Origin of the sequence: Desulfovibrio legallii, from assembly GCF_004309735.1 — a bacterium.
Classification (GTDB): domain Bacteria; phylum Desulfobacterota; class Desulfovibrionia; order Desulfovibrionales; family Desulfovibrionaceae; genus Desulfovibrio; species Desulfovibrio legallii.
Window position 1 is genome coordinate 11,832 of sequence record NZ_SIXC01000001.1, and the last position, 21,297, is coordinate 33,128.

The 21,297-nt window shown below is 62.3% G+C and carries 16 protein-coding genes, 1 tRNA gene and 1 pseudogene; 8 read left to right on the forward strand and 10 right to left on the reverse strand.

What is annotated here, in order from left to right:
- The first annotated feature begins 10 nt into the window (after positions 1-10).
- Positions 11-2,782, forward strand: coding sequence for a DNA polymerase I (gene polA, locus EB812_RS00060; RefSeq protein ID WP_130957685.1), 2,772 nt, complete (start codon positions 11-13; stop codon positions 2,780-2,782).
- A gap of 856 nt (positions 2,783-3,638) precedes the next feature.
- Here polA and EB812_RS00065 read toward each other — a convergent pair.
- Positions 3,639-4,811, reverse strand: a complete 1,173-nt coding sequence (locus EB812_RS00065) for a DUF3179 domain-containing protein (RefSeq protein WP_242621138.1) — start codon at positions 4,809-4,811, stop codon at positions 3,639-3,641.
- Positions 4,808-5,713 (reverse strand): dTDP-4-dehydrorhamnose reductase, encoded by a 906-nt coding sequence (gene rfbD, locus EB812_RS00070; RefSeq protein ID WP_118230638.1) that lies wholly within the window; start codon positions 5,711-5,713, stop codon positions 4,808-4,810. Before rfbD ends, EB812_RS00065 begins: the two co-directional genes overlap by 4 nt.
- Positions 5,714-5,908: 195 nt before the next feature.
- On the opposite strand from rfbD, the gene EB812_RS00075 reads away from it, so the two are divergent.
- Together EB812_RS00075 and EB812_RS00080 are read left to right on the forward strand one after the other, a co-directional pair.
- On the forward strand, positions 5,909-6,694 hold the full coding sequence (locus EB812_RS00075; RefSeq protein WP_118230653.1) for a sirohydrochlorin cobaltochelatase: 786 nt from the start codon (positions 5,909-5,911) through the stop codon (positions 6,692-6,694).
- Positions 6,695-6,744: 50 nt separating this feature from the next.
- Positions 6,745-7,584, forward strand: coding sequence for a hypothetical protein (locus EB812_RS00080; protein ID WP_118230637.1), 840 nt, complete (start codon positions 6,745-6,747; stop codon positions 7,582-7,584).
- Between the two features lie 207 nt (positions 7,585-7,791).
- Here the strand turns inward: EB812_RS00080 and EB812_RS00085 are convergent, their stop codons facing one another.
- The 3 genes from EB812_RS00085 to mqnE all read right to left on the reverse strand — a co-directional run bounded on the left by EB812_RS00085 (position 7,792) and on the right by mqnE (position 11,056).
- Positions 7,792-8,670: a menaquinone biosynthetic enzyme MqnA/MqnD family protein gene (locus tag EB812_RS00085; protein WP_118230636.1), complete on the reverse strand. Its 879-nt coding sequence runs from the start codon at positions 8,668-8,670 to the stop codon at positions 7,792-7,794.
- Positions 8,671-8,786: 116 nt separating this feature from the next.
- Positions 8,787-9,917: a cyclic dehypoxanthinyl futalosine synthase gene (gene mqnC / locus EB812_RS00090; protein ID WP_118230635.1), complete on the reverse strand. Its 1,131-nt coding sequence runs from the start codon at positions 9,915-9,917 to the stop codon at positions 8,787-8,789.
- Positions 9,914-11,056 carry an aminofutalosine synthase MqnE gene (gene mqnE / locus EB812_RS00095; RefSeq protein WP_118230634.1) on the reverse strand — a complete coding sequence of 381 codons (1,143 nt, stop codon included), beginning with the start codon at positions 11,054-11,056 and terminating at the stop codon, positions 9,914-9,916. Before mqnE ends, mqnC begins: the two co-directional genes overlap by 4 nt.
- 83 nt (positions 11,057-11,139) lie before the next feature.
- Between mqnE and EB812_RS00100 the strand changes: the two genes are divergently transcribed.
- Positions 11,140-11,991, forward strand: a complete 852-nt coding sequence (locus EB812_RS00100) for a 1,4-dihydroxy-6-naphtoate synthase (protein ID WP_118230633.1) — start codon at positions 11,140-11,142, stop codon at positions 11,989-11,991.
- 11 nt (positions 11,992-12,002) lie between these two features.
- The gene (locus tag EB812_RS00105) at positions 12,003-13,391 is read left to right on the forward strand and encodes an MATE family efflux transporter (RefSeq protein WP_118230632.1); all 1,389 of its coding nucleotides are present in this window, start codon (positions 12,003-12,005) and stop codon (positions 13,389-13,391) included.
- Between the two features lie 140 nt (positions 13,392-13,531).
- Here EB812_RS00105 and EB812_RS00110 read toward each other — a convergent pair whose 3' ends face one another.
- The 3 genes from EB812_RS00110 to EB812_RS00120 form a co-directional block, all read right to left on the reverse strand.
- Entirely contained in the window at positions 13,532-14,209 is a 678-nt protein-coding gene (locus EB812_RS00110) for a DNA-3-methyladenine glycosylase family protein (RefSeq protein ID WP_118230631.1), read from the reverse strand.
- A 78-nt stretch (positions 14,210-14,287) separates the two neighbouring features.
- Entirely contained in the window at positions 14,288-15,673 is a 1,386-nt protein-coding gene (locus tag EB812_RS00115; protein ID WP_130957686.1) for a PFL family protein, read from the reverse strand.
- 13 nt (positions 15,674-15,686) lie between these two features.
- Positions 15,687-16,250: a glycine cleavage system transcriptional repressor gene (locus EB812_RS00120; protein ID WP_118230629.1), complete on the reverse strand. Its 564-nt coding sequence runs from the start codon at positions 16,248-16,250 to the stop codon at positions 15,687-15,689.
- A gap of 281 nt (positions 16,251-16,531) precedes the next feature.
- Here EB812_RS00120 and lysS point away from each other — a divergent pair, with 281 nt between their 5' ends.
- From lysS to EB812_RS00135, 3 genes are all read left to right on the forward strand, one after another.
- Positions 16,532-18,037 (forward strand): lysine--tRNA ligase, encoded by a 1,506-nt coding sequence (lysS, locus tag EB812_RS00125; RefSeq protein ID WP_165450856.1) that lies wholly within the window; start codon positions 16,532-16,534, stop codon positions 18,035-18,037.
- A gap of 6 nt (positions 18,038-18,043) precedes the next feature.
- On the forward strand, positions 18,044-18,661 hold the full coding sequence (gene yjgA / locus EB812_RS00130; protein WP_118230628.1) for a ribosome biogenesis factor YjgA: 618 nt from the start codon (positions 18,044-18,046) through the stop codon (positions 18,659-18,661).
- Positions 18,662-18,726: 65 nt separating this feature from the next.
- Positions 18,727-18,802: transfer RNA gene (locus EB812_RS00135), tRNA-Thr, on the forward strand.
- Positions 18,803-18,954: 152 nt separating this feature from the next.
- Here EB812_RS00135 and EB812_RS00140 read toward each other — a convergent pair.
- Both EB812_RS00140 and EB812_RS00145 read right to left on the reverse strand, forming a co-directional pair.
- Positions 18,955-19,038, reverse strand: a pseudogene (locus EB812_RS00140) (transposase); the annotation flags it as partial.
- Between the two features lie 24 nt (positions 19,039-19,062).
- Positions 19,063-21,156: a sigma-54-dependent Fis family transcriptional regulator gene (locus EB812_RS00145; protein ID WP_118229054.1), complete on the reverse strand. Its 2,094-nt coding sequence runs from the start codon at positions 21,154-21,156 to the stop codon at positions 19,063-19,065.
- Positions 21,157-21,297 lie beyond the last annotated feature (141 nt).

A 21,297-nucleotide genomic window follows, 5' to 3' on the forward strand; every position in this document is an offset into this window, starting at 1 on the left:
GCGAGTTGTCATGTCGCTTAAAAGCCGCCTCAATCTTGCCGCGGAGCCCGTTTTTCTTATGGACGGTACCGCATTCATTTATCGGGGATTTTTCGCCAACCGCAATATGCAGCGTTCCGACGGCTTCCCCACCAACGCGCTGGTGGTGGTCACCCGCGTGCTGCTGCGGATACTGCGGGAGGAACGCCCCCGGCATTTCCTTTTTGTGCAGGACGGCAAGGGCAAGAACTTCCGGCACGACATCTATCCGCTCTACAAGGCTAACCGCGAGGCCACGCCTGAAGATCTCGTCCGCCAGCTGGAGCCCATTGCCCGGATGGTGCGGGCCCTGGGCATTCCCCGCGAAGTTTCCGAGGGCTGCGAGGCCGACGACTGCATAGCCTCGTTGGCGGCGCGCCTTTCCGGTAAGCGGCCTGTGGTCATCGTCAGCGGCGACAAGGATCTCAAGCAGTGCCTGGGACCCGATGTATACATGTGGGACCCTGCCTTCCGCGAAGAAAAGCTGCTTTCCGCGGCGACCTTTACCGCCGAAACGGGCTTTGCCCCCGACCAGTGGGCCGACGTGCAGGCCCTGGTGGGCGACACCAGCGACAACATCCCTGGCGTGCCCGGCATCGGCCCCAAGACGGCGCAAAAAATCTTTGAAATCTGCCCCAGCCTGGAGGACATCCGCGACCACTTCGCCCTGCTGCCGCCCAAGCTGCAGGACAAGCTGCGCGATCATCTGGAGAACATGTTTCTTTGGCGGGAGCTGACCGCCCTGTCGCACGCGGCCTGCCCCCATGTGCGCCTGGAGGACATGCGTGTGCGGCCTTTGGACGCCGCGGCCTGCGCCTCCCTGGCCGAAGAATTTGAGCTGCACGCCCTGCGGCGGGACATGGCCGCGCTGGAGCGCCTGCAGTGGCGGGATGCCGGAGCTCCGGATACGGACGCAGCGGGCGCGTCTTCCCCCTCGGCCGCGCCTGCAGCGGCTGCCGTTTCCAGCGGGGAACCGCCGTCGGCCGCAACCGCCCCATCGGTCCCTCCCCAGGGCGCTGGCCCGCAGATGAGTTTGCTGGAAGTGCTGGAAGAACCCGATCTGCCCCTGGCAGCCAAGGTTGCGGATCTGCCCCCCTGCACCGGGCTGGACGTGGCCTGCATCTGGCCCGGTGGGCCGGACAAGCCGCCCCATGTGGCTGTATGGCACACGGATGCTGCAGGCCGGACTGCGCCCGACGGGGAGGCCTGTTCCTGCACCGAAGTGCGCTGGGGCGGCACCGCCGCGGCCCTTTGCGCCTGGTTGAAAGACGCGCGCCGCCTAGTCCTTGCCGACCTCAAAGGTCTGCTGGTGGGCGAGGCCTGCTGGCAGGGCTTGGCGCAGGACAGGCAACCGCCCTTTTGCTTCGACCTGGGGCTGGCCGCCTACCTCATTAATCCGGAAGAAAGCGACTATGCCTGGCCTCGTCTGGCCGCCTACTGGGGCGCGCCCCTCAGGCGCAGCGGCATGGGGCCGGCGGCCCTGGCCCTGCGCATGGCCGTTGTGCTGGAAGAACGCCTGACGGCCGACGGTCTGCTGCCCCTCTACCGCCGTCTGGAGCTGCCCCTGGCGCCCGTGCTGGCTTCTATGGAAGGCTATGGCGTGGCCATCGACGCGGCGGCCTTTCAGTCCTTTCTGGCCGACGTGCAGGCCGAGCTGGATCGGCTTACGGCAACGGTCTATGCGGCAGCGGGCGTTACCTTTAACATCCGTTCGGCCCAGCAAATGGGCGAGGTGCTCTTCAATACCCTCAAGCTGCCGGCCCCGCGCAAGACGCGCGGCGGACAGGCCTCCACCAGTCAGGAAACCCTGGAAAAACTTGCCGGCCACCACCCGGTGGTAGAGAGCATCCTCCAGTTCCGCAAGCTGGAAAAAATGCGCTCCACCTATCTGGACCCTTTGCCGCGCCTGGTGGACGCCCAGGGCCGCATCCACACCACCTTCAACCAGAAGGCCACGGCCACGGGTCGCCTTTCTTCCAGCAATCCCAATCTGCAGAATATCCCCGTGCGCGGCCCCCTGGGCAAACGCATGCGCGCCTGCTTTATCGCCGGGCCCGGCCGGGCTCTGGTTTCCGCCGACTACTCGCAGGTAGAGCTGCGCGTGCTGGCCCATATGTCTCAGGATACAGCTCTGCTGGAGGCCTTTCGCCAGGGCGAGGATATCCACGCCCGCACTGCCGCCCTCATCTATGACCTGCCCCAGGACCAGATCAGTCCGGACCAGCGCCGTAACGCCAAAACCATCAACTTTGGCCTCATCTATGGCATGGGCGCGCAAAAGCTGGGTCAGGAGCTGAAAATAGGCACGGTCAAGGCCAAAGAATTCATTGCCCGCTACTTTGCCCGCCTTACCGGCCTCAAAGCCTTTTACGAAGAGGTCGAGGCCACGGCCAAACGTCAGGGCTACGTAACCACCCTGGGCGGCCGTCGTCGCCTGTTGCCCGACATCCATTCTCCCAACGGCCAAGCCTATGCTCTGGCCCGCCGACAGGCCATCAACACCGTTATCCAGGGTTCCGCCGCAGACATCATCAAGCTGGCCATGCTGGCCGTGGCCCACGACCCGGATCTGAGCCGTCTGCAGGCCCGCCTTTTGCTGCAGGTTCACGATGAGCTGCTTCTGGAAGTGCCAGAACACGCCGCCCAGGAAACCGGCGCCCGCGTGGCCTCCCTCATGAGCGGCGTGGCTCCCGGCGGGCAGGCTCTTTCCGTGCCTTTGGTTGTGGATTGGGGGGTAGGGCATGATTGGGGCGCCGCCCACTAGGTCGGGCGCGGACAAAGGTCTTTTTGCCCTCCGGCGGCGTCAACGCGGCTTTTTGCTCCGGTCGAGTACCATAAGAGTACACTCCCTGCGCAAAAGGTCGCGTTTCCTTGCCGGAGAACAAAAATCCTCTTTGTCCGCGCCCGACCAGGTTTGTCGCGAAAGGCAGGAGGTCTTTTTGCCCTCCGGCGGCGTCAGCGCGGCTTTTTGCTCCGGTCGAGTACCATAAGAGTACACTCCCTGCGCAAAAGGTCGCGTTTCCTTGCCGGAGAACAAAAATCCCCTTTGTCCGCGCCCGACCAGGTTTGTCGCGAAAGGCAGGAGGTCTTTTTGCCCTCCGGCGGCGTCAACGCGGCTTTTTGCTCCGGTCGAGTACCATAAGAGTACACTCACTGCGCAAAAAGTCGCGTTTCCTTGCCGGAGAACAAAAATCCTCTTTGTCCGCGCCCGACCAGGTTTGTCGCGAAAGGCAGGAGGTCTTTTTGCCCTCCGGCGGCGTCAGCGCGGCTTTTTGCTCCGGTCGAGTACCATAAGAGTACACTCACTGCGCAAAAAGTCGCGTTTCCTTGCCGGAGAACAAAAATCCTCTTTGTCCACGCCCGGCCAGGTTTGTCGCGAAAGGCAGGAGGTCTTTTTGCCCTCCGGCGGCGTCAACGCGGCTTTTTGCTCCGGTCGAGTACCATAAGAGTACACTCCCTGCGCAAAAGGTCGCGTTTCCTTTGAAGCCGTCGAGACCGCTTTTGCCCTCTATTTCTTCGCCCATGAACAAGCGCGGTCAGTACCGAGTTACGCAAACAGGGTGCGCTTGTTTTTTTCTCGGTGTGCGCTCCAAAGTCCATGCGTTCTGCGCGTCCTGGCCTTACGGATTGTCGGGGGATCTGCGCGGCATAGAGCTCTGCGGTCCGCCGTCGCCTTGTCCCGGCGGGTTGGGCGAAAGCAGATTCTGGGGCACTTCGCCGGGCCCGGGAATGACCAGCGTTTCCGGATTCATGCTGTACCAGGCGAACCACATGGAATAGACGCCGTAGATCTGCGTCAGGCCCGCACCCAGCATGTTGCCGTCCAGCGCTTTGCCCGTGGCCGGACTCCAGAGGCTGCGTGTGGTCAGATCCTGCAGTTTGCCGTAGCGGGCGATGAACAGGAAAGGATCGTTCCAGACCCGGCGGTTGAATACCCGCACCACGCCCAGTTTGCCGTCATAGGCGGCCAGCAGGGCGTGGGGCCCTACAAAAAAATTTACCGCGCCCTTCTTTTTGACATACTTGATGTCAATAGCCACTAAAGACCCCTCATACTCTAGGCAGAGCATGGGGGTTTTGTGGGGAAAGCGCCGGTCCAGCCGCAGCACGGGGTAAATGAGCCGGTCGTTCTGGTAATAGGTGTCCGTGCGCGCGTAACTGCCGTAGGGGTCGCGCCCATAGGCCCTGTTGCCGGGAGGCCTGGCCAGCACCTTGGCCTTGGGATAGACGCTTTTGGCTGCGCCCCAGGTGGTCCAGAAAACGGGCAATTGCGGCAGGCCCCGGCCCAGCAACGGGCCGTCAAAAGCCATTCCCGTTTCCTGCAGCCACAGACTGCCGGAATTGCGGTCCACCAGCACGCTGTTGCCGTCGTAAAGGCGGCCTTCGGGGTCAAAAATAAGGTTCAGGCCGCCCATAGAAGCGTCGTAGGCCATGAGTGTGCCCGTAATGGGGCAGTAGGTGACGGCATAGGCATTGTCGTCCACCACCTCGTTGACCACCTGGTGCCAGGCCATGATGCTTTGCGGATAGATGCGCGGCCCATCGGGCAGCTGGACCACAAACACCACATCGTCACCGCTCAGGCTCAGGTCCGCATCGGATACACGGTCATAACGGGGACGGTAGAGGGAGGGGATTTCGCCGTATTTGATGCCCGTTGCCACCAGCTTGCCGGTGATGGCGGCCAGATCTTGCAGGCTGCGCGGGCGTGCCCCCACCCCCGGCGCAACGGCGACCAGCAGAAGCAGGGCGGCCAACAGCGGCCGCCAGAGCGCCCGGAAGCGGGCTTTCACCGCGCCCCCCCGCAGGGGACGGGTTTTTTGTTCCCGTTTATAGCGGGCAGATATTCGCAAAAAATATAGTCCCGCAGGGCCTGGGGCCAGGGGCGGGGTTTTTTGCCCAAAAAGGCGGCGAGTTTGCCCGTGTCCAGCACGGAAAATTCCGGTCGGCGGGCTTTTTGCGGATACTGCGCCGAATCGATGGGCATAACCCGGCAGGGCGCCGCCGCCAGCGCAACGGCCTCACAGGCCAGGTCGCACCAGCTGGCCTGACCGCTGTTGGCCGCGTGCCATAGCCCGGTGGCCTGTTTTTGGGCCAGGGCCAGACTCCATTGGGCCAGGTCCAGGCTGTAGGTGGGCGAACCTGTCTGGTCGTGCACCACGGTAATGGCGTCGCGCCGTCGGCAGGCCGCCAGGATGGTGTCCACAAAATTTTTGCGCCCTGGACCGAAAAGCCAGGCCGTACGCAGCACGCAGGCGCGCTCAGGCAGCACCCGCAGCACGGCCTGTTCGCCCTCCAGCTTGGTGCAGCCGTACACTGAAGATGGGTGGGGCGGGTCTTCTTCCTTCCACGGGGTTTCGCCTGTGCCGGAAAAGACGAAATCGGTGCTGAAGTGCACCAGGTGACCATTGCCCAGCGATTTGAGCACCCGCGCCAGGGCGTCAGGCAGCGTGCGGTTGAGCAAACAGGCTTCCTCGGCGTGGTCCTCGGCGTCGTCCACGGCAGTCCAGGCTACGGCGTTAAAGACCACATCCGCTCCGGCCGCGGCCACGCGATCTTCCAGAAAGTTCAGATTCAGCAGGTTGCCGTCCCCGCGTCCCAGGGTGGCGGCCTGCCAGCCGTTTTGACGCAGCACGCGTACCAGCGCCTGGCCCAGCAGACCGGTAGCGCCCCCCAAAACCAGCGCTTTTGGCATTGATATATTCCTCCGGCGGCCCTTGCCGCGCACCAAGAGTATCTTGGCGGGGCAGGGAACGCATGCGGCACTGTATCCTTGCGAGGGGGCAAGGGTCAACACAAGGCCCTTCGCGGGCTTCACTTCTGTTTCTGGCCGCCGCAGCCCTTCTGTCCGGCTTGCTTCCGTCCCGCAACTGACGTACACATGTTGTCCATGAAGCGCGCTATCCTGCTGGTGGCCTTTGGCGCGAGCAGCGCCCAGGGGCAGAACGCCCTCAAGAGCTTTGACGCCCTTGTGCGGCAGCGCTATCCCGGCGTTCCAGTGCGTTGGGCTTTCACCTCGCTGCTCTTGCGCGAGCGCTTGGCCCAGGCCCGGCAAAAAAGCGATTCCGTGCTCAAGGCTCTGAGCCGGCTGGGCTTTGAACGCTTCACCCATGTGGCCGTGCAGCCCTTGCAGACTATTCCGGGCAGTGAGCACGAGCAGGTCTGCGCCGCCGTGGCCGAAGTGGCCGCCCGACAAGGCCTCGCCTGCCGGGTGGGCACGCCCCTTCTGCAGAACCCTGAGGATGTGCAGGAGACCGCCCGTGCCCTGGTGCGGCATCTGCCGGCGGAACGCATGCCCGACGAGGATGTGGTCTGCATGGGGCACGGCGCGCGCCATGCGGCCGTGGGCCGTTATGCCGATCTGGCTGCGGCCGTGCGTGCTTTGGATCCCCGTGTGCACGTGGGCACCATGAACGGCGCAGTGCTGCTGGAAGACATCCTGCCCCGGCTCACATCCCCTGCGGTCTGGCTTTTGCCGTTGCTTTCGGTGGTGGGCCGGCACGCCCTGCGCGATATGGCCGGCACGCAGCCCCAGTCCTGGCGCAGCCGGATTGAGGAGCGCGGTCGCCGCTGCCGCCCCGTGCTGCTGGGCACGGCGGAATACGACGGTTTTGCCCAACTTTGGCTGCGGCACCTTGAGGCCGTGGCCCAACCCCTGTTCGCGTCTGCGGAATAAACGCTTCCTATATGGAATGCTCCAAAGATCGTTGCGTGAGGTGTGTTGCTATGCGCGGAATGTTGTCGGCCCTGATGCTGGTGGGGCTTCTGTTGGGCGGTTGTGGCTTTTCCGGAGGCGAAAGCGCCCCACGCGGCGCGGTGAATCTGCCTTCGGAAGTCCACAGCGGCAATGCCAACCTGTTTAACCCCTATTTGCGACAAAGCCTGCCCAATCTGCGGGCCGGTTCGCCGGAAGCGCTGGCCATGATCAACCAGATGGGCGGCACGGTCACCAGCATTGAAGGTGAAGCCGCCTATCGGCCCCAGTGGAAAGCAGAAATCTACCCTGTGGTTTTTGGCGATCCCAAAGCCCCGCACGAAATCCTGGTGCTCCTGGATTTTGCCGCGCCCGAGAGCGCCAAGCTCTGGCACGCCGTAAGCGAAGCCAGCCGCTCCCTTGCACCCGCCCAGTGCAAGATCGTCGTTTTTGCCAACAGCCATGAATACTACGGCACGGACCTTATGGGCATGGCCATCTGGATAGCCCACAACCGTCCGGGCCAGGCCATGTCCTACCTGACCTACGCCCTGGACCGCTGGAACAGCGTCAAGGCTGCGCAAAAAAAGGCCCATGGCAAGGCCGTGCCCTTCAATAACGAATATGACGCCACCGTGCAGTCTGCGGACTACCCCATTCACTATAGCTATATGGCCCGCCTGCGGCCCCCTGTGTCGGCCAACCAGGAGCTGGCCGTGGCCAAATACTGCTACAACGCGGGCAATGTGAACCTCTACCAGGCCCAGCAGATCAGCCAGTTCTACGGCGTCAAACGCTTGCCCGCCGTGGTGGTGGACGGCAGCCCCCTCAGTTCCGTTTCCAGTGGGGCCATTTTGAAGGCTTTGCAGTAGAAGTTTTTTTGTAAAGATTTTTTTACAGAACAGAAGCCCTTTGAGAAGCATCTTCTCAAAGGGCTTCTGTTCTGTGGTACGTTGTTCTGTAAAAATCCTCTGCGCGGTGCAGAACTGCGCTGGCGTAGTGTCGGCAACGCCCAGGACTTTTCGCGCTTTGTGCAGCCGCAAAAGTGAGTTGCAGGCGTTTTTTGCCCCGGAGCGTTACTACGCGGCTGGGTTTGGAAACCGGAAAAACTCCAGCGGCGGCACGGCGGGGATAAGCCCGGCCTGGGCCAGTTTGTTGTAGAACAAGCGCAAGCCCTGCAGTTCTTCTTTGCCTAAGCTGTAGACCAGACCTTTCCGGTAGTAAAAGTCCAGTTCTTCGCGTGAGAGGGGGCAGCCGTGGGCCGTGAGGTCCAGAATCACGTCCATGTGTTCAAGGCCCCAGTCCCGCCCCCGGCGCAGCAGCGCCCCCGGGTCGTCGTGAAAAAGGCCCGCTTCCGCCGCCGCGCGGCTCACCACCCACAGGCCAAAAATAAAAGGCAGCCCTGTCCAGTCGCGCCAGGCTTCGGCCAGGTCCAGGCGGTAGGGGTAGTCTTTATGGTTGCGCAGGCGCAAGGCCTCGTCGCCAATAGCCAGAAAGGCCACGGGCGGGGTGGGGGAGTTAACGGCCGGGGTCACCTGTCCGGTCCGATACGTGACGTCGCAGTGGTAACGGTCGCGCAGGAGCAGGCGCAGCAGGGCTACGGAAGTGTGGGTCTCGCCGCTGATGAGGATTTCTGTGCCCTGCAGTTCTTCCACGGGGCGGCGCGAGAGTAGCAGCACGCTCATGACCGGCCCGCGCGAGCCAATGGAAAGGTCTTCCACCAGAAAATAGCGTTCCGGGCGGCAGGCGTATTCAAAGCAGGAGCAGGAAGAAACGTGCAGCTCGCCCCGCGCCATCATGGTGTTGAGCAAGGCCGGCGGGCCGGAAACCAGCTCGTAGTCGTGGGGCAGAATGCCCGCCTCCAGCGGGTGGTAGATGGGCAATACATTGAGATAGCCAATGCGGCCCATGCGCAGTACGCGGTGCTGCGCTGGGCGGGAAGCGGGGGGGATGTTCATGGCGCGCCTTCTCTGGATGGTTGGGCAGGGGGCAAAACCGGGGCTCAGGCGGCAAAAGGCCGGGGAGAGGTCCGCCTGGGGGCAGGCCCCTCCCCGTATAGGGCAGAATTTCGTTCCTATGCCACCGGCTGCGGGTCCACGGGGGTATAGTCCATGGTGCGCTGCACGGGCGTGAAGCCCGCGGCGCGGATAACCTTGTGGATATCCCGCCGACTCATGTGGTAGGACACGCCCGCGGCGGCCACCACGTTTTCTTCGATCATCAGGGAGCCGAAATCGTTGGCCCCGTAGAACAATGCCAGTTGCGCCACCTGCGGCCCCATGGTCACCCAGGAGGCCTGGATGTTGGGCACGTTGTCCAGTGCCAGGCGGGAGACGGCCAGCAGGCGCAGATAGGCTGGAGCCGGCAGCGGGTCCACGGCGATGCGGGTGTGCGCGGGCTGGAAGGTCCAGGGGATGAAGGCCGTAAAGCCGTGGGTGCGGTCCTGCAGGGCGCGCACGGCAAACAGGTGGTCCAGACGCTGGCCGGGTTCTTCTTCGTGGCCGAACATCATGGTGGCCGTGGTGCGCAGGCCCTCGTGGTGGGCGGCTTCCATCACGTCCAGCCACTGTTCTGCCGTGCATTTGTTGGGTGAAACCCTGGCGCGCACAGCGGTATGCAGTATCTCGGCCCCGCCGCCAGGCAGGGAGTGCAGGCCGGCGGCCTTGAGGCGGCGTAGCACCGTGGGCACGCTCAGGCCGAATTTCTGCGACCAGAAAAAAATTTCCGGCGGGGAAAAGGCGTGGATGTGCAGCTGCGGCCAGTTGGAGCGCAGCCAACGCAGCAGGTCTTCGTACCACTCCAGGGGCAAATCGGGGTGGTGACCGCCCTGAAGCAGAATCTGCGTGCCGCCCAGGCGCAGGGTTTCTTCCACTTTCTGCGCCATTTCCTCCCGGCTGATGACGTAGCCTTCCGGGTTTTCCGGCGGACGAAAAAAAGCGCAGAAACGGCAGCCGCACACGCAGATGTTGGAGTAGTTGATGTTGCGGTCGCCCACATAGGTGACCACGGGCTCCGGGTGCAGGCGCAGGCGCATCTGGTGGGCCAGACCGGCCAGGGTGGGCAGGCTGGCCTTATAGTACAGGGCTTCGGCGTCCCGGCGGTCCAGGCGTTGGCCGGCGGCGGCTTTAGCCGCCGCTTCCCGCAGGTCGGCAAAGGCGGGGCCGGATTCTTCAAAAGGACTGTGGGCGGGCAGAAAACTGGTCACGGGCGCGCCTCCGTGCTGGCGGTCTCGGAAAGGGTGGTGAATGTGGCATTGCGCCGTACAGGCGTAAAACCGGAGCGCAGGATCATCTGTTCCAGCTCATGGATGGTCAGGCCCTGGGCCGAAGACGCCCCAGCCATGTGACCGATGCGCTCTTCAATAATGGTGCCGTCCAGGTCGTCAGCCCCATACCACAGGGCTACTGGGGCCAGTTTGGGGCCCATCATGATCCAGTAGGCCTTGATGTGGGGGATGTTGTCCAGCAGCAAGCGGGAAACGGCCACAGTACGCAGCTGGTCCAGGCCGCGCTGGGGGCCTACTTTGTCTTCCGGCAGTTTGAGGCGGCTGTTCTCCGTCAGAAAGGGCAAGGGGATAAAACAGGTAAAGCCACCGGTTTTGTCCTGCTGGTCCCGCAGGCGGCAGAGGTGATCCACGCGCTGCTCGTAGCTTTCCAGGTGGCCGAAGAGCATGGTGCAGTTGGTCTGGATGCCCAGACTGTGCGCCTCGCCCGAAACGCGCAGCCATGCGGTTGCATCGGCCTTATGCGGACAGATGCGGGCGCGCAGTTCTTCATCAAAAATTTCTGCGCCGCCGCCGGGCATCATGACCAGGCCCGCCTGTTGCAGGCGCTCCAGCACGGTGCGGGTGCTTACGCCCTCCAGTCGGGAAAAATGCTCAATTTCCACCGGAGTGAAGGCCTTGATAGGCAAATGGGGGTGTGCGGCGCGTACGCGGCGCAGCAGCTCTTCAAACCAGGACAGGGGCAGGTTGGGGTGACAGCCGCCCACGATGTGCAGTTCGTCCAGGCGCAGGGCGGAGGCCTCGGCCGCACGCAGGCGGGTCAGGATGTCTTCGTGGCTCAGGACAAACGCGCCGGGGTCGTCCGCGTGGTCGCGCCGGAAGGCGCAGAACACGCAGCCGTTGACGCAGACGTTGGTATAGTTGATCTGGCGGTTAACGACATAAAAGGCCCGGTGCCCGTGACGGCGGCAACGGGCGTGCAGGGCCAGCGCGCCCACGGCCGTGAGGTCGGGGCAACGGAACAGGGCGAGCCCTTCTTCGGGCTCCAGGCGGCGGCCTTCCAGCACCTTATCATAGATGGACGAAAGGCCGAGGTCAGCGTAATATGCTGCGTCTAGCATGGTCAGGCATCCTGTGCGTAGGGGGACGGTGAAACTTTTTAAGATTAATCCCGGCCGCTACGTGCTGTCAACGTGAGGTAATAATGTCTGTTTCCGATCCGCAAACACTGCGTCTTGGTTTTTCTCCTTGCCCCAACGACACGTTCATTTTTCATGCGCTGCTGCACGGTGGGGTGCCCGCGCCGCTGCCCCTGCAGCCGCATATTGCCGATGTGGAAGAGCTGAATACCCTGGCCCGCCGGGGAGCCTTGGACGTGACAAAAGTATCCCTGGGCGTGGTGCCGTGGATTATGGAAAACTACGCCCTGCTGTCGGCGGGCGCGGCTCTGGGCTGGGGCTGCGGCCCACTGGTGGTGGCGCGCGAGGGCATGCCCCCCGCGGCTTGGCGCACGGCCAGCCTGGCTGTGCCCGGCGCCATGACCACGGCCAACCTGCTGTTGACTTTGCACGGCGGTTTTCATGGCTCGCGCCGGGCCATGCTGTTCAGCGAGGTCATGCCCGCTGTGGCAAGGGGCGAAGCGGACATGGGCCTGGTCATCCACGAAGGGCGCTTTACCTATGAGCGACTGGGTTTGGTCAAGGTGCTGGACCTGGGCCAGTGGTGGGAAAAAGAATACCATTTGCCTCTGCCTTTGGGGGCCATTGCCGTGCGCAGGGATCTGCCGCACCCCGTGGCGCTGGCCCTGCAGGAAGCCATTGCCGCCAGTCTGGCCCGCGCCCAGGCCGCCCCTGAAGCCACGCGGGAATTTGTACGGGCGCACGCCCAGGAAATGGAGCAGGCCGTCACCGAGGCGCACATCAAGACCTTTGTGACCGAATTCAGTCTTGATCTGGGTACGGCCGGGCGCGCCGCCATCAACAATCTGGTGGGCCGCGCCGCTGTGCTCCAGGGCAAGCGTTTACCTGCGGACGGACTGTTCTTATCAGAGGAATAATAAGGGATTACATGCAGTTTTTTTCCTGGGTGGAGGCCCGCCGCCTTTACGCCATCGGGCTGCCCATTTTTGTGGCCCAGATGGCCCAGACGGGCATGGCTTTTGTGGATACGGCCCTGGCCGGCCAATACAGCGCCGAACACATGGCCGCCGTGGCCGTGGCCGGGTCTGTGTGGCAACCTGTGGCCCTGCTGGGCATTGGCTGTCTGCTGTCGCTTTCGCCCCTGAGTGCTCAGGCCGTGGGCAGCGGACAACCGGACAGGGCGGCGCACCTGCTGCGGCAGGGGTTGTGGCTGACGCTTGGCCTGAGCCTGGTGCTCATGAGCTTTTTTTACACGGTTTCCTGGCAGATGGAGTCTTTTGGCCTTGCGCCGCATCTGGCGGCCATTTCCGGCGGATTTCTGCGGGCCATGCTCTGGGGCCTGCCGGGCTTTCTGCTTTTTGTGAACCAGCGCGGTTTTCTGGAGGGTTTTGCCCGCACCCGTCCGGCTATGATTATCGGGGTGCTGGGGCTGGTGATCAACGTGCCTTTCAACTATGTGTTCATTTACGGTAAGCTGGGCATGCCCGAGCTGGGCGGTGTGGGCTGCGGCGTGGCCTCGGCGGTGAGCTTCTGGTTCATGGCCCTGTGCATGTTTCTGCACCTGCGTTTTTCTCGGCAGTACGCCTCCATGCGGCCTCTGTTCCGGCCACTGTGGCGTGGCCCGGAGCGTTTTGACGGTGTGCTGGTGCTGCGGGTGCTGCGTATCGGGCTGCCCGGCGCGCTGGCCCTGTTTTTTGAAGTGGCGCTGTTTGCCCTGAGCGCCATTTTGCTGGCCCCGCTGGGCACGGTCATGGTGGCCGGGCATCAGATAGCCCTTAATTTTGGGGCCCTGGTCTTTATGGTACCGCTTTCCATCAGCATGACGGCCACCATCCGCGTGGGGGCCTGCCTGGGCGCGGCGCAGGTGGACAGGGCCAAACTGGTGGCCCGTACGGCCTTGAGCCTCAGCGTGATCTTTGCCCTCTGCATAGCCCTGCTTACGGTGCTGCTGCGGCGGCAGATTGTGGGCATTTATACGGAAGACGCCGCCGTGGCGGCCCTGGCCGCCCATCTGCTGCTTTTCGGAGCCGCCTACCAGGTGCTGGATGGCCTACAGGCCACGGGCATCGGCATTTTGCGCGGACACAACGACACGCGCATTATTTCCGTCATCTGCTTTATGGCCTATGCGCTGATCGGTCTGCCTCTGGGCTATGTGCTGGGACGCACCGACCTGCTGACCCCGGCTCTGGGCGCCGTGGGCTTCTGGATTGCCTACATTGTGGCCCTGGGCTTTGGCGCAGTGTGCTATCTGCTGCGGTTGCGCTATCTTTACGCGCTGCCGGCCCAAAGCCTGTTGACGCGCGTGCGGCGGTGATCTGCTCTGTGGCTCTGGCGGCTGGCGTTTGCCGTGCGGCGCAGGGCGCACCGTCTGGTTGCGCGCTTGCGCGCCGGGAGGGCGTTGTACGTGCCTTGCCAAAAGGAATCGGTAGGGACGCCTTGCATTGGGGCGGGCGTTTATTGGGGCGGGCGGGCAGCCGGGTCGGTCAGTTCCGGCAGAGCGCCGCCCGCAATGGCCCAGAGGTACAGGCTGGCTACAGAGCCGTAAGGGCTGTAGCGCCGTCGGCAGCGTTCAAAGCGTTCCCGGGGCATCTCTTTGTGGCGGTAGAGCATACGCAGCCCCCGCTGGATGGCCAGGTCGCCCCAGCTCAGGATGTCCGGCCGCTGCAGGGAAAACAGCATGAGCATTTCTGCGGTCCAGACGCCCACGCCATTAAGTCGGCAGAGGGCCGCACAGAGGGCCGCGTCGTCCAGGCGGCGCAGGGCCTCCGGGTCCAGATCCCCACATAGGGCGGCGGCCGCCGCAGCCTGCATATAGCTCACCTTGCGATAGGAAAGCCCCTGTTTTTGCAAAAGTTCTGTCCCGGCGGCGGCTACTGTGGCGGGCGTCACCCGGCCGAGGGCCGTTTCCAGACGCGTCCAGACGGTTTCCTGCGCCTTGGTGGCTATCTGCTGGCCTACAATGGCGTGCATAAGCGCGGCGAAAAAATCCGGCCGCACTGTGCGCCGCACAGGGCCGATGGCTTCTATGGCCCGGGCCAGACGCGCGTCGCGCCGGGAAAGGTGCGCAAGTTCCTTTGGGCCGTAACAGAAATATGGGGCAGTGACCTGAAAGGCGATGGGTGCTGCGGGCATGGGGACTCCCCCGTTGCGGAAGGAGGCGAACAGCGGGCCGGGCTCCGACGGTTCACCGTCGTAGCCCGGCCGTGCGGGTCAGTTCTTCAGGCTGTGGATGGGCGCGGGGATGCGACCGCCCAGGGCAATAAATTCCGAAGCGTCGCCCTGCGTGACGGGGATGATGGCGGCCTTGCCCAGCAGACCGCCAAAGGAAACTTCGTCTCCCACGCTTTTGCCGGGCACGGGAATGAGGCGTACGGCCGTGGTCTTGTGGTTGATGACGCCGATGGCCATTTCGTCAGCAATGATGCCGGCGATGGTGCYGGCGGGCGTGTCGCCGGGGATGGCGATCATGTCCAGACCCACGGAGCAGACGCTGGTCATGGCTTCCAGCTTTTCCAGACTCAGCCGCCCGGAGGTGGCTGCCGCTTCAATGCTGGAGTCTTCAGACACGGGAATGAAGGCCCCGGAAAGGCCTCCCACCGAAGAGGAGGCAAAGGCGCCGCCTTTTTTTACGGCGTCGTTGAGCATGGCCAGCACGGCGGTGGAGCCGGGCGCGCCGATGCTGGAAAGCCCCAGGCTTTGAAAAATTTCACCCACGGAGTCGCCCACCGCCGGGGTGGGGGCCAGGGAAAGGTCGGCCACGCCAAAGGGGATGCCCAGGCGGTCGGCCACTTCGCTGCCGATGATTTCGCCCACGCGGGTCACTTTGTAGGCCGTGCGTTTGATCACTTCAGCCATGTCCAGCAGGGTCAGGCGACGGCCTTTGGCGTTGTGGCCTGCCTCGCGGGCGCGGTCCAGAGCTTTTTTGACCACGCCGGGGCCGGAAACGCCCACGTTGATGACCACGTCGGGTTCGCCCACGCCCAGGTAGGCCCCGGCCATAAAGGGCACATCCTGCGGGATGTTGGCAAAAACCACCAGTTTGGCGCAGCCTATGCCGCCGCGATCGGCTGTGGCGGCAGCCACGTTACGGATCTGTCGGCCCATGAGAGCCACGGCGTCCATGTTGATGCCGCTGCGGGACGAAGCCACGTTGATGGAAGAGCAGATACGTTCGGTTTGGGAGAGGGCTTCGGGCAGGGCCTCGATGAGCGCGCGGTCGCCGTTGGCAAAGCCTTTTTCCACCAGGGCGGAAAAGCCGCCCAGAAAGTCCACGCCGGCTTCGCGGGCGGCCTCGTCCAGGGCGCGGCAGACCCGCACCATGCCGTCCGGGCCGAAGGGCGCGGCCACCACGGCGATGGGGCTTACGCTGATGCGCTTGTTGACCACGGGAATGCCGTACTTGTCGCCCACGTCGTCGCACACGGCCACCAGTTGGGAGGCGTAGCGGCGCAGTTTGGCGCGTACATTGGCGGTGAAAAGGTCCAGGTCGTGGCTTACGCAGTCAAACAGGCTCACGCCCAGGGTGACAGTGCGCACGTCCAGATGCTCATTGCGGAGCATATTCAGGGTGCTGGTTATCTCACGTTCGGAAAGCATGGTTCTTCCTGCGCTAAAATGGGGTTACCCGATGCACGGCCTCAAAAATATCCCGGTGCTGCACGCTTACGCGCAGCTCGCGTTTTTGCCCTTCGCAGGCCAGTTCACGGCGCAGCCGACCCAGGTCCACGCTTTCGGGCACCATTACTTCAAAAACGAACAGGGCGTGGTTGGCGCCGCCTTCGCCCAAGATGGCCTTGAGGCTTTCAATATTCACGCCGTGGCGGGCGAACACACGGCTCATGGCCGCAATGAGGCCGGGTTTGTCCGGCCCGTCCGCCGTAACCACAAAGGGCTCACAGTGCAGGTCCGTGCCCCACTGCCCCTTGATGGCCGGCCGCACCAGCACGGAAAGGTCCACCCCGGCGGCCTCCAGCCCGGCGCTGAGCTTTTGGCGCAGGCCTTCGGCGTCAGAGCCTTCAGGCGCGGCCACTACGAAAATGGCCGCGAATTCGCCGGAAAGGATGGTCTGGGTCACTTCCTCAATATTGCAGCCCGTTTCTTCGAGGATGCGGCTGACCGTAGCCACCACGCCGGGGCAATCCCGCCCCAGAAAAGAGGCAGTGTACTTTTGCATGGAGTTTCCTTGGGATGCCGCGCATGGCACGGCCTTGAAGTCAAAAAAATCTTTTTACACGTAATGGCGGTCGAAGACAAGGCCCTGTGCCTTTGCCAGTACGGCACGAAGACCTCTGCGGCGCGTCAGCCTTGACGCCGGGGGCTGAAGAGCATAGCGTTACAGTTCTTTGAATTCAGGGCAGCGTAGGAGTTGGTTCCGTGGAAGAAAGGGAAAAGAAGAACAAAAAGCCTGCGGTGAAGCTGGGCACCAAGTCGCCGCACGCGGGCTATTTTATGCCCATGCTGGAAAGTTTTGCGGCCCGTGACGACCTCAACGAAGTGGTCAAAAACCGTGTGACCAAGGCCTGCGATCTGCTGGATGCGGGCGTGCCCCTTTTCCCCAATGATTTCCGAAAACAGCACGATATCAACTGGGTGCTGGAAACCTACGGCCCCCTGGAAGGGGAGGAGCTGGATCGGCAGGAGGACGTCTTTGCCGTGGCCGGGCGTATTGTTTCGCTGCGCTCGTTCGGCAAGGTGGCCTTTTTCCATATTATGGATCAGACCGGCCGTATCCAGGGCTACGCTTCGCGGGAACATATGGCGGCCGAAGACTACGCCATCGTTAAAAAGCTGGACGTGGGCGACATTGTGGGCCTGTCCGGCCATTTGTTCCGCACCAAGACGGGCGAGCTTACCGTGGCCTGTCGGCACATCAAGTTGATCACCCGCTCCATGCGACCTTTGCCGGAAAAATACCATGGCCTCAAAGATTTGGAAATGCGTTACCGCCAGCGCTATGTGGACCTGATTGTCACGCCGCGGGCACGCGAGATTTTTTTGAAGCGCAGCCTTATTGTGCGCGAATTCCGCCGTTTTATGGAAGACAACGGCTTCATGGAAGTGGAAACGCCCATGATGCAGCCCCTGGCCGGCGGGGCTACGGCCAAGCCCTTCAAAACGCACCACAATGCCCTGGATCTGGACCTCTTTTTACGCATCGCGCCGGAGCTCTATCTCAAGCGTCTGCTGGTGGGCGGCTTTGAAAAAGTCTTTGAGCTTAACCGCAACTTCCGCAACGAAGGCATTGACACGCGTCACAATCCGGAATTCACCATGTGTGAATTCTACTGGGCGTACGCCACCTTTGAAGACCTGATGGACTTCACCGAGCAGCTCTTTGCCCATCTGGCGCGCACGGCCTGCGGCGACACGGTGGTGCCCTATCAGGGCGAGATGATCGACCTTACCCCCGGCGCCTGGAAGCGGCTGAGTTTTTACGATTCCCTCAGCCAGGTGGGTGGGCACAGTCCGGAATTTTACAACGACTACAACCGGGTGCGGGATTATATCCGCCAGCGCGGCGAAAAGGCGGCGGACAGCGAAAACCTGCAGAAACTTCAGGCCAAGCTCTTTGATCTGGATGTGGAGCCTAAGCTCATTCAGCCGCATTTCATTTACCATTATCCGACTGAAATTTCTCCGCTTTCAAGAAGAAATGACCAGAACTCCGGCATCACGGACCGCTTTGAGCTGTTTATCACCGGACGGGAGCTTTCCAACGCCTTTTCCGAGCTCAACGACCCCGTGGACCAGCGTCTGCGATTTGAGGAGCAGGTGCGCGAGCGCGAGGCCGGCGACGACGAGGCCCATAGCATGGACGAGGACTATCTGCGCGCTCTGGAATACGGCATGCCGCCGGCGGCGGGGCAGGGCGTGGGCATAGACAGGCTGGTTATGCTGCTTACGGATTCGGCCTCCATCCGTGAGGTCATTCTCTTTCCGCTGCTGCGGCCCGAAAGTTAGGCCGCCATGCCCCGCGCCCAACGTTATCAGTGGACCGCCGACGGTCAGGAGGAAGCCCCCCGGCCCAGCCGTTCGTCCAAAAAACGCGCCAGTCTGGCTTTGCAGGATCTGGGGGCAGAGCTTGCCCGGCTGCCGCTGGGGGACATGCGCACGCTCAACCTGCCCGCTGACCTGGTGGAGGCGCTGGAGCTCTACGCCCGCATCCGCGATCATGAGGGCCGCCGCAGGCAACTGCAGTTTATTGGTCGACTCATGCGTGATGTGGACCCGGAACCCGTGCGCGTCGCCCTGGAGGCCCGCCAAGCCCGGGCTACGGCGGACAGCGCGGCCCTGCACCGGGCAGAGCAGTGGCGCGACCGCCTGATGACTGCTGAAGGAGCGGAGCTGGACGCCTTGCTGGACGCTCTGCCGGTGGGGCTGGATACAGCGCCGGAGGGCGTTACGGCGGACGCCCCAGCCACGACGCGGGAAAAACTGTACGCCCTGACCCTGGAAGCCCGGCGGGAAAAAGCCGCGGGAACAGCACCGCACGCCGCACGGGCGCTTTTTCGCGCGTTGCGCAGCGGACTTGCGGCGGCAGCGGCGGCAGGCCGGGAACAGGCTGCGGATCTGGAAAAATTTTGAAGAAAACAGGCCCGTAACGCTTGACGAATTGGGGGGCTTAGGATACAAACCTTCTTCGTCACCGCGCCCTTGTAGCTCAGTCGGTAGAGTGCATCCTTGGTAAGGATGAGGTCATCAGTTCAATCCTGATCAAGGGCTCCAGGAAGTTGAAAGGCTACGGCATACTGTCGTAGCCTTTTTTTATTATGGAGCCCCGCCCGTCATGGGGGGTCTACACCAAAGACGGGGGCAAGCCCCTTCAACGGGCAGTTTTTCCGACAGGTTCCTGAACAATTCCCCATCCATTTCAGCAGCACAATACGCACCCGCAGGCGGTAATTTTTGAAGTTGCGGAAGCCATACGCTCGCCGTTGAATCAACTTCATTTTGCAACGGAATCGCCCCAGGTTTGTGTCCGTGGGTTATGGACCTCGATGCTGCCGACGCATGGCGGCAAGGTCAAGTCCACTGCGTCTGATGCGCGCATAGAGAGTCACGCGTGACACGCCCAGGGTTCTGGCGGCTACACGCACGTTCCCTCCGGCCTGCCGCAAGGCCTCCACAAGGTCTGCGGGAGCCTTGCAAAGAATTTCCTGGGAAGGCGGCGCGGCGTCGGTCGCCACGGGGGCGAAACAGACGGAACGCGAACCCTGCGCCGCACCGGAGGCGGTACATTCCTGCGGCAGGTCGTCAGCGTCTATGCGAGGACCGGCGGCCACGACGGCCGTGCGCTCCAGCAGATTTTCCAGCTCGCGCACATTGCCGGGCCAGTCATAGGCCCGTAGTGTCTCCAGCGCTGCCGGGGTAAAACCCGAAAGCGGTTTGTGCAGGGCCTTTGCAATTTTTTCCAGAAAAAAAATGGCCAGCTCAGCAATGTCCTCGCGCCTGCTGCGTAGGGGCGGCACCTGGATACGCAGTACGTTCAGGCGGTAGTAGAGGTCGCGTCGAAAAGCGCCGTTGCTCACGGCGGCGTTGAGATCCCGGTGGGTGGCGGCCACCACCCGTACATCCACCCGTGTGGGCTGCTTGCCGCCCACACGGGTCACTTCGCCTTCCTGCAGCACACGCAGCAGGCTGATCTGGGCGGAAAGCGGCATGTCGCCGATTTCGTCCAGAAAAATGGTGCCGCCGTCGGCCAGTTCAAACTTGCCCGGCGTGCCTTGGCGCTTGGCGCCGGTAAAGGCGCCGGCTTCATAGCCGAAAAGCTCACTCTGGACCAGGTCGCGGGGTATGGCCCCGCAGTTGACCACAATGAAGGGCTGATTACGCCTGGGGCCGCCGTTGTGGATGGCCTGGGCAAAAAGCTCTTTGCCCACGCCGCTTTCGCCCAGGATCAATGTAGTCATGGCGTTGCCGCTGGCGACTTTGGCCAGGCGCAAAGACTGCGCCATAGACGCGGAAGAGCCCTTGATGTCCGCGAAATCGTAGATTGCCTTGCCGCCAGTGATGCGCCCCGCCAGTCTGTGCATGCGCTGGCTGGAGCTCAGGGTAACGCACAGGCCTCCTTCGGGCATGGGCGAAGCGGAAAACAGACAGTGCAGCGTTGTGCCGTCGCGCAACTGCAGGGAACACTCCCTGTCGCTGACTTTCTCGCCAAAGGCGGGCAGCTCCGTTCCCTCTGTGACCGTGGCGATGGCCGACAGGGGTTGCCCCAGCACGTCTTTACGCACATGAAACAGGCGCTTGGCATATCGGTTGATAAGCCGCAACGCGCCGCCTGCGTCAAAAACCAGCACGGCCTCGCCCAGCAGGTCCGTCATGGCCTGCAGTTCCTGCAGCAGGCGACGCAGACGCATTTGTTCGGTGATGGCCTTGGCTGCGGCTATGACCAGGCCAAGGGTGTGGTGGTGGAACTTGTCGCGTTCTACCGCCAGGGTCAGCCCACCCACCAGCGTGCCGTTCTTGCCGAAAATAGGGGCTGCCGCGCAGGACCAGCAGTCAAAGCGGAGATTGTAGTGCTCACACCCAAACACGCATACTGCAGTCTTTTCTTGCAGGCACAGGCTCATAGCGGTGGTGCCGTCTTCGTCTTCACGACTGCACAGCCCACGCAGGGCGCAGGCTGTTCCACTGCCAAATCCGGCCCCGGATCCCAAAGTATGCAAAAAAACGCCCTCGGTATCCGTGAGGATGATGCAGCATTCTGAAGGAAAAATATTTTCCAGAAGCTCGTCCATAATCCTTGATGCGACTTTGACAAGAAAATCATTTTCAGAAAGTATTTTTTGAAAAACAGCATTGTCCAATATACTCATGGGCTCACTATCTACGTCAACGCCAGCTGCGTAAGCACGCTGCCACGACCGCATAATGCTTGGCCGTATAAACGGGGAATAAGAAATTTCACCGCTATGGAACATTTCGCGTATTTTGTATATTTTTTCCAAAAATGGCGTTGTAAGTCCATTTTGCATAGTAAAAGGAAATAAATAATTATGTATGTGTTGCTCTTTATATTCTGATAGAACCATTCCACTGAGATAATTTGAAGAATCCAAGGCAGTTGTAATCTGCATTGTTTATCCCTTTTGTATGTTAACCCGAAAAGAGTAGTCCTATAGGCCTGCGCGGTCGATGACCTTGCTGCGCATCTGTACACGCTAATTTGCATACCGTGTACAAAGAATAGCCCGCACAGAAGTTTAGTGCAAGGTATT